Origin of the sequence: uncultured Campylobacter sp. (genome assembly GCF_938030685.1) — a bacterium.
GTDB lineage: Bacteria > Campylobacterota > Campylobacteria > Campylobacterales > Campylobacteraceae > Campylobacter_B.
On record NZ_CALHHX010000096.1, the window covers coordinates 1 to 8465 of the forward strand.

The following is an 8465-nucleotide window of genomic DNA, read 5'->3' on the forward strand; positions in this document are numbered from 1 at the left end:
CATCTCCTCTGTGGGCGGCTATTTTCTGGCGCCTGGCGTTGTGCCGTATTGCGCTACAAAATTTTTCGTAAGCGCTTTCACCGAGGGTTTGAGCCACGAGCTGGCGCAGGATAAAGAGGCCAAAATGCAGGCTAAAGTTCTAGCGCCCGCCGCGACTAGGACGGAATTCGGTCCCGTGGCGACGGATGACGCGGGCTACGACTACGATGCGGCTTTTAAGCGCTATCACTCAAGCGAGGAGATGGCGGAATTCTTGCTTACGCTTTACAACAGCGACGCGTGCGTGGGCGCGGTGGATCGAAACAACTTCGAGTTTAGCTTGGGGGCTGCGCGATTTGATTACGCGGGCAAACGCTAAATTTATGCGTCATGCGACGAGGCGTAAAATTTGAGTAACGTAGCGCCGGAGTTAAATTTGACCGTAAAGTGCGTTAAAATTTAAAGAAATTTAGGAGTGAAAATGGGGAAATCGGCTCTTGTGCTAGGCGCTACTAGCGTTGTGGGTAGGGAGCTGGTGCGCGAGCCCGGGTTATGATGAGGTAGGGGCATGGGCGCACCGCCAGACGGACTTTTGCCATTTTAAGCTTTGCATACGGATCATTGATTTTGATGACATTTAGGATATCGCGCTGCATAAATTTGACGAAATTTTTTGCGCGTTGGGTACGACGATGAAGCAGGCGGACTCGCGCGAGGCATTTTTACGCGTGGATGTAGACTACATCTATGCGGCGGCAAAGTGGGGCAAGCAGTCAGTGGGCGCGCGGCGCTTCGCACTCGCATCATCTTCGAGTGCGAAAGAGAGCTCGCTAAGCTTTTATCTGCGCGCCAAAGAGCAGGTTGAGCGATGCGCAAGCGAGCTTGGTTTTGAGGACTTCCAGATCGCTCATCTGCCGCTAATCCTCGGTGAGAAACCTGATGCTCGCCTGCTAGAGCGGCTTGCGGCAGCGGTTTTTAAACTGCTGCCCGCCTGCGTGTTCGGCAAATTTAGACCGCTTAGCGGCGCAAGTATCGCCCGCGCGATGATCAATGCGGCTCGCAGCGACGCGCACGGCGTGCAAATCTATGAGCCGCGGGAATTTCTATAAATCGCGGGTGGAATTTTAGCGCAAGGTAGGAGCTTGAGCTAAATTTAAAACTAAAGTTTTAGGCAGTGTGGATAAAATTTTATAAATTGATCTACTTAAATTAAATTTTAAATTTAATATAATTTTATAGTAAAATTTCTCGCTTGAAATTTTCAGCGTGGAATCTTGCGTACTGTGTTGTTGCAAAATTTTTGTTATAAAACCCTATGCTAAAATTTTAGGACTAAATTTGCGGTGTATTTAGTTTAGCCGCGAATAAAGCCTCCTAGGGCTTCAAGCTCGCATGCGGTTATGGCAACTTCAAGCCCCGAAACGATCGTAAGTTTTGCAAATTTACAAATCCGCGATATTAAATCCTAAAAATTATGAGCTACTTAGGAGGCGAAAACGTCTATTTTTTCGCTTCTTTCGGCGCGATCGGCGGATCGAGCTGCATGATCTTATCGCCTAGGCGCTGAAAATTTGCAAGGCTTTTTAAGTGGAAATACGCTAGCTCCAGATATCCGCGGCGCGCAAAATCCGCAAGTTTTTTATCGCTTAGCTTCAAAAGTTTTTCGCGATTTACGACCGAAAATCCGTTCAGCAGAGACGATTCCTTGCCGCTAGAATTGATGCCGAGCTCTTTGGCCTCTAAAATCCCCGCCTTTTGAAATTCCGCCGCCGCAACGCGCGTGCGCATATCTAAATCGGCGTAATTTTTCATTACCTCTTTTAAATTTTGTAAAAACGACGTCGGTTTGCCGTCTTTAAAAAGCGCCTCGCCGTCGCCTTTGATCTGCTGCGCGTCTTTGTCGAAGCAGATCGCAGTCTGCTCGCCGATCTGGGCTAAGAAAAACGGATAATTCTGCACCGAGGAAGGCACCGTTCCTTTATAATCCTTATCGATTAGAACGTTTTTGGTGCGCCCTAGCAGCGCTACCATTTTGGGCTCTTTTTCGATAGTAAATACTATAACAAGGTTGTCCGCGCAAAACGGAATCTCCGGCGCGATTACAGGCACGAAAGGCGCGGTAGGGAATGCATCCGCGTGATACTGTAAATCCGCGTGTTTAACGCTATCTAATACGACTGGGGTCATGTTGATCCTTTAAAAAATTTTAGCAATTATATAAAAAAGAATATTAAAATTCTAAAGAGTTTTGGAATTTCGCTCGTTTTTACTTGCGTAAATTTATAGATTTGGAATTTTAAATTTGATAGAATTGCCGTTAAATTTAAGGAGCGAAAGTGGGCTTGGATGAGCTTTTGGCGCTTGCCGAGGACGCCGCAAAAAAGGCGAATGTCGCAATAATGCAAAATTACGATAAATTCGATATCTTTGTCAAAGCGGACAGATCTCCGCTTACGAATGCCGATCTTGCGGCAAACGATGCGATAATGAGCACCCTGGAGCCTAGCGGCATCGCGATCTGCTCGGAAGAGTGCGTGCTGGATAGCAAGCGGCGTATGAGCGAGGAGAGATTTTGGCTGATAGATCCGCTGGACGGCACGAAGGAGTTTATCGCGCGCAACGGCGAATTTTGCGTCTGCATCGCGCTGATCGAGCGTGGGCGCCCAATTTTAGCGGTGATCAGCATACCAATAAGCGGCGATATATATAGCTCAAACGGCGGCGGAGTTTATAAAAACGGCGTACTACTCCCTTGCCCCACTAGCGCGCCGCAAATTTTCATACACGGCCATCATAGCAAATCCGAAAAATATCCGCAATTTGCGCAAAAATTTGGGATGCAGCTAGTGCGCAAAGGCTCTGCGATAAAATTTTGCATCTTAGCTGAGGGGGGCGCCAGTGCGTATGCGAGATTTAGCGACTGCTCGCTTTGGGACATCGCCGCGGGAGATTTTTTACTGCATCAAAGCGGCGGAGCGGTGATAGATCTAAAGACGATGAAGGCGCCTCTTTATAACGGAAAAAGCCTGATAAATAACCATTATTTAGCGGTCGGCGCGAATGCTATGAAAAATTTATCCAAAATGTTAGAATTTGCAAAGAATTTTTAAGTTAAATTTATAGTAAACGCTCTATAATATAAGTCCAAAATTTTTTATCAAAGGATAAAAACATGAAGGGCTTTACTATGATCGAATTAATTTTCGTGATCGTGATTTTAGGTGTTTTGGCGGCAATTGCCATTCCAAGACTAGCAGCTACACGCGACGATGCAGAAGTCGTTAGAGCATCTCAAAACATCGTTACATCTTTAAGCGATATAATAGGCTACTATACTTCACAAGGTCAGTATAGTTCAGATATTCCTAGCATGACAAATGTAGCAATTCCTATTAAAGCCAAAGGCTCCGTTTGTGCTACTTATAAATATAACAATGCATCGCAAATTACCTTAAAAAAAGGATACAATGGTTTGTGCGCTACAGTTTGGGATTCGGCAAATCTAAAAACTATAAGCAACCTTTATAGTTCAGATGCATTAGTAATTGTTCAGTAGCTTCTTTGGTGCAGGGACTATCTCTGCGCCTTTTTATTTATAAATCCAAGAAAAATTCCAATCATCCAAACAATTGCGAAAAATATAAAGATAAAGCTCCAAAATTGCGCCAGATCCACGCTTTTACTTGCTGGAAACAGATACCAGCCTCCGCTATAAAGCGCCGTTAGCTTAGCTTGCAGCCCCTCTAGCGTTACATCAGTTGGTACTGCCGGTATGTCGAATGCGCAGCTGTTAAACGGCTTAAAAATTGACACTACGCTTAGATCAAAATTTAAAAATCTCACCGCTCCACTGCAGCCGCTCATCCCGCTCATATCTCCGCTCCCTCGCAGTACCGTGTGAATTTTAGCTAAATTTAGCGATGAGACAAATCCTAGCGCCGCGCCGTAAAACCATACCGCATATCCGCAAACCGCGCCGTAAACGCTCTTGCCGCAAACTGCTAAAATCGCCGCTCCTAGCGCTATGGCGCAAAGTGCGAATCTCACGTGAATGCTAAAGCTTTCCGGATAGATAAAAAGGAATTTTTGCAAGAAAAAATATGAAAATGCTAGCCAAAAAAGCGCCCAAATAGCGCAAAAGGCGAGAAATCTTTTAGAGTATCTGTTTTGAAATTTTAAAATCATAAAAATCCTTTCCGCGCATAATTTTATAATAAATTGCAGATATTTTTGCTAAAATCCCAGCTTTCATAGCAAAAATTTCAAGCAAAGGGTAAAATTTTGAAGGGTTTTTTACGCAGATTAGAAAGAGCTTTTGATGTGTTCGCAAACATCTTAGGCGTATTAAGTATCGTATTTTTGGCGCTTTTAGTTATAGTCGTTTTTTACAATGTTGTGGCGCGTTATCTTTTTCCTGCCGCAAATTCCGTCGCTATGCAAGAACTTACGTGGTGGCTATATTCGGCGATGTTTTTATTCGGTGTGACCTACGCGCTCAAAGAAAATGCCCACGTTCGCGTGGATATTTTTTACGAAAAATTTAGCTCCACTGCAAAAGCGCTCATAAATATCTTAGGCACGATATTTTTCATTTTGCCTTTCGTGGCGCTTGTGGCATTCTTTTCGATCGATTACGTGAGCGAGGCTTATACGAGCCACGAGGCCAGCGCCAATCCCGGCGGCATGCAGCATCTTTGGATCATCAAGTCCGCAATCACGCTTAGCTATGCGTTTTTATTTATCTACGCATTTGGATTTTTGATTAAAAATATTAATGCCCTGCTTGATGTTAGGGAAAACAAAGGCTCGGAATTTCTTAGTGGGAATTCTTCGGGCGCACAGAGTGTGTGAGGGCAGAATGAGCTTAAATTTAAAATTCTATAAATTTTACGCTTTTCGCGCTTGGGCGGAATTTTGCCACGGTAAGATAAAAGGTGGCGAGCTATGATAGGCATAGTGATGTTTGCGGCAGCGCTTTTTATGCTGCTACTCGGTTTTCCCGTTGCGTTTACATTCGGCGCTGTGGCGGTGATTTTCGGCTTTATCTACGGACTTAGTGAGGCGTGGGATTATGCGCAGGGCTTTGAAATTTTAACCGAAGCTTTCGAGGATATGAGCAGGCAGTTTTTCTCACTAATGCCTAATAGAATTTACTCGATTATGGAAAATCAACTGTTAATCTCGGTGCCGCTTTTTATTTTGATGGGTATGATTTTGCAAAAGACTCGCCTTGCGGAGCGTTTATTAGAGTCGATGGCATTTTTATTCGGCGGCGTACGAGGCGGCGTGGCGATCAGCACCGTTTTGGTGGGCGCGTTACTTGCAGCTACGACGGGCATCGTGGGCGCGACTGTTATCGCTATGGGCGTCATCAGCCTGCCCGTGATGATGAAATACGGCTACGATAAGCCTCTAGCTACCGGCACCATCGCTGCTGCGGGTACGCTTGGGCAGATTATCCCGCCTTCTATCGTGCTGATTATTTTAGGCGATATACTTTCTGTTTCGGTGGGCGATCTTTTCTCTGCAGCAGTTATTCCTGGGCTCGTGCTAGTGGGTTTTTACGTGATTTATATTGCGATTATTTCATATATTTGCAAAGATTATGCGCCGCCTGTTCCGCCGCTAGAGGGACTTAGCAAATCAAAGCAAATTTTTATAGCGCTTAAAAACGTCGTGCCGGTGCTCGTGCTGATTTTGCTCGTCTTGGGATCTATTTTTGCGGGCATCGCTACGCCTACGGAGAGCTCGTCGGTAGGCTGCTTGGGTGCGATAGCGCTAGCTGTTTTATACCGCACATTTTCGTTTAGACTGATCTATGACGCGTTAAAAAATACCGCTAAAATTTCGGGCATGGTTTTTATGATTTTGATGGGCGCCACGGCATTTTCGATGATTTTTTCTTACACGGGCGGAGATGAGGTCGTAAAAAATTTTATGGAAAATCTGCCTGGTCAAGCGTGGGGATTTATTGCACTTACGATGGTAGTTATCATAGTGCTTGGATTTTTTCTCGATTATGTCGAAATTTCATATATCATTTTACCGATACTTTTGCCGATAGTAGAGTCTTTGCATATCAATCCCGTGTGGTTTGCGATCTTAATCGCTGTAAATTTACAAACGTCGTTTATGACGCCGCCATTTGGATTTTCGATATTTTTCTTAAAGGGCGTAACGCCGCCGCAAATCCACACCACGGACATTTACAAGGGCGTACTGCCTTTTATTTTATTGCAAATTCTAGTGCTATTAACACTCGCAATCTTTCCGGGGGTTTTTGGTTTAAAAGCTTTTTTAGGCTAGAAATATTAAAATTCACGCTAAATTTAACCTAGGAGCTAAAAATGGCTAAAAAGCTTATCGACGTTATGGATACGACCTTTCGCGACGGATTTCAGTCAGTTTTCGGCGCGCGCGTGGCGATGGAGGACTTCCTGCCCGCCGTTAGCGCGGCCAAAGACGCCGGCATCACGCACTTCGAGTTTGGCGGCGGCGCGCGGTTTCAGAGCCTGTATTTTTACCTAAACGAAGATGCCTTTGAGATGATGGATAAATTTAGAAGCATCGTGGGACCTGAGGCGAACCTGCAGACCCTTAGCCGCGGCGTAAATACCGTCACGCTTGATACCGGCAGCCGCGAGATCATCGATCTGCACGCCAAGCTTTTTGCCAAGCACGGCACGACGACGATTAGAAATTTCGACGCGCTAAACGACGTGGAAAATTTAAAATTTAGCGGCGAGTGCATACATCGCCACGGTCTTAAACACGAAGTCGTGGTTACGATGATGGATCTGCCGCCGGGATGCAGCGGCGCGCACGATGCGGCGTTTTATGAGAGAATTTTGCGTCAAATTTTAGACGCGCAGATTCCGTTCGACAGCGTCTGTTTCAAAGACGCAAGCGGCACCAGTAGCCCGCAGAAGGTCTATGAGACGATCAAGCGCGCGCGTAAAATTTTAGGCGACGGAGTGCATATTCGCCTGCACACACACGAGACGGCGGGTGTTAGCGTCGCATGCTATCAGGCTGCGCTCGTTGCGGGCGTAGACGGCATCGATCTTGCCGCGCATCCCGTAAGCGGCGGCACGAGCCAGCCGGACATTCTTACGCTGCTGCACGCGACGAAGGGGCAAAATTTCGACCTGGGGCTAGATGCAGAGAAAATTTTAAAATACGAAGAGGTTTTGGGCGAGTGCTTGAAGGATTATTTTATGCCGCCAGAGGCCACGCAGGTAAGCCCGCTCATTCCGTTTTCGCCGATGCCGGGAGGCGCGCTTACAGCAAACACTCAGATGATGCGCGATAATAAAATTTTAGATAAATTTCCAGCCGTCATCAAGGCTATGCGCGAAGTCGTCGAAAAGGGCGGTTTCGGCACGAGCGTGACGCCGGTTAGCCAGTTTTATTTCCAGCAGGCGTTTAACAACGTAATGTTCGGTCCATGGAAAAAGATCGCCGAGGGCTACGGCAAGATGGTGCTAGGCTATTTTGGCAAAACGCCCGTTAAACCCGACGAGGGCGTGATTAAAATGGCGGTGGAGCAGCTGGGCTTAGAGCCTACGACCAAGCATGCCGTAGATATCGCCGATGCCGACGAGAGCAAGAGCGTCGCGTATGCGCAGAAAATTCTGCGCGAGCAGGGCATCGAGCCTAGCGAGGAGAACATATTCATCGCGCTTGCGTGCAAAGAAAAAGGCATCGCGTTTTTAAAAGGCGAGGGCAAGGTGATGAGCCGCAAAAAAGAGGACGTAGCGCCCGCTGCAAGCCATCAAAGCAGTATTTCTAAAAACGGCAAATTTGACGTTAAAATTAACGGCAAAATTTACAGCGTAGAATTTGCGGGGCAAAATGTGCTCGTAAACGGCGATCGATACGACGTCAGCTTCGATACCTCAGCGCCCGCAAAGCCGCAGCCGCAAAGCTCCGCCGGCGAGCAGCCCACTGCTAACGCGCGAAGTGGTACGGACGATAACGATATAAAAGCGACGCTTCCTAGCAACGTATTTAAAATTTTAATAAAGGAAGGCGACGCTGTTAAGGCGGGGCAGAATGTCATCGTGCTTGAAGCGATGAAGATGGAGATAAATATCGAAAGCCCACGTGACGGTGTAATCGATAAAATTTTAGTCGCTCAAGGCGATACGGTCGATGCCGATCAGGTGCTCGCGATTTTAAGATAAGCTCTAAAATTTAGGCGGGCGCTTCCGCCTAAATTTCATGGCGACAATCCTCGGTGCTTAAGCGAGCTCACCTAAATTTTAAGCTATAATAGCGCAATCTTTTATCAAAATTTAATTTAAAAAGGACGCAAAATGACAACTCCGAACGATCTGGATAAACTAGGTCTTAAAAATATCAAAAAAATCAATCACAACCTAAGCTACGACGAGCTTTTTGAGCTTGAAAAGGCAAGAGGCGAGGGGCACGTATCAAGCAACGGCACCTTTATGGTCGATACGGGCATCTTTACGGGTCGCAGC

9 protein-coding genes and 1 pseudogene are annotated in these 8465 nt (G+C 46.4%); 8 read left to right on the top strand and 2 right to left on the bottom strand.

Annotated elements, in window-relative coordinates; genetic code table 11:
- Both Q0369_RS04515 and Q0369_RS04520 read left to right on the top strand, forming a co-directional pair.
- A partial coding sequence (locus Q0369_RS04515) for an SDR family NAD(P)-dependent oxidoreductase (protein WP_298096572.1) occupies positions 1-358 on the top strand: 358 nt, incomplete at its 5' end.
- 313 nt (positions 359-671) lie between these two features.
- Positions 672-1088, top strand: coding sequence for a hypothetical protein (locus tag Q0369_RS04520; protein WP_298096575.1), 417 nt, complete (start codon positions 672-674; stop codon positions 1086-1088).
- Positions 1089-1479: 391 nt separating this feature from the next.
- Here Q0369_RS04520 and Q0369_RS04525 read toward each other — a convergent pair whose 3' ends face one another.
- Entirely contained in the window at positions 1480-2166 is a 687-nt protein-coding gene (locus Q0369_RS04525; protein ID WP_298096578.1) for a SapC family protein, read from the bottom strand.
- Positions 2167-2315: 149 nt separating this feature from the next.
- Between Q0369_RS04525 and Q0369_RS04530 the strand changes: the two genes are divergently transcribed.
- Positions 2316-3089 carry a 3'(2'),5'-bisphosphate nucleotidase CysQ gene (locus Q0369_RS04530; protein WP_298096581.1) on the top strand — a complete coding sequence of 258 codons (774 nt, stop codon included), beginning with the start codon at positions 2316-2318 and terminating at the stop codon, positions 3087-3089.
- Between the two features lie 62 nt (positions 3090-3151).
- Positions 3152-3535 carry a type II secretion system protein gene (locus Q0369_RS04535; protein ID WP_297961388.1) on the top strand — a complete coding sequence of 128 codons (384 nt, stop codon included), beginning with the start codon at positions 3152-3154 and terminating at the stop codon, positions 3533-3535.
- 17 nt (positions 3536-3552) lie between these two features.
- Here Q0369_RS04535 and Q0369_RS04540 read toward each other — a convergent pair whose 3' ends face one another.
- The gene (locus Q0369_RS04540; protein WP_298096585.1) at positions 3553-4164 is read right to left on the bottom strand and encodes a disulfide bond formation protein B; all 612 of its coding nucleotides are present in this window, start codon (positions 4162-4164) and stop codon (positions 3553-3555) included.
- Between the two features lie 96 nt (positions 4165-4260).
- On the opposite strand from Q0369_RS04540, the gene Q0369_RS04545 reads away from it, so the two are divergent.
- From Q0369_RS04545 to Q0369_RS04560, 4 genes and pseudogenes are all read left to right on the top strand, one after another.
- Complete coding sequence (locus Q0369_RS04545; protein ID WP_298096588.1) at positions 4261-4830, top strand: TRAP transporter small permease subunit; 570 nt, start codon at positions 4261-4263, stop codon at positions 4828-4830.
- Between the two features lie 93 nt (positions 4831-4923).
- On the top strand, positions 4924-6285 hold the full coding sequence (locus tag Q0369_RS04550) for a TRAP transporter large permease subunit (RefSeq protein WP_005871492.1): 1362 nt from the start codon (positions 4924-4926) through the stop codon (positions 6283-6285).
- Between the two features lie 41 nt (positions 6286-6326).
- Positions 6327-8165, top strand: coding sequence for a biotin/lipoyl-containing protein (locus Q0369_RS04555; protein WP_298096591.1), 1839 nt, complete (start codon positions 6327-6329; stop codon positions 8163-8165).
- Positions 8166-8297: 132 nt separating this feature from the next.
- Positions 8298-8465: pseudogene (locus Q0369_RS04560) on the top strand (phosphoenolpyruvate carboxykinase (ATP)); the annotation flags it as partial.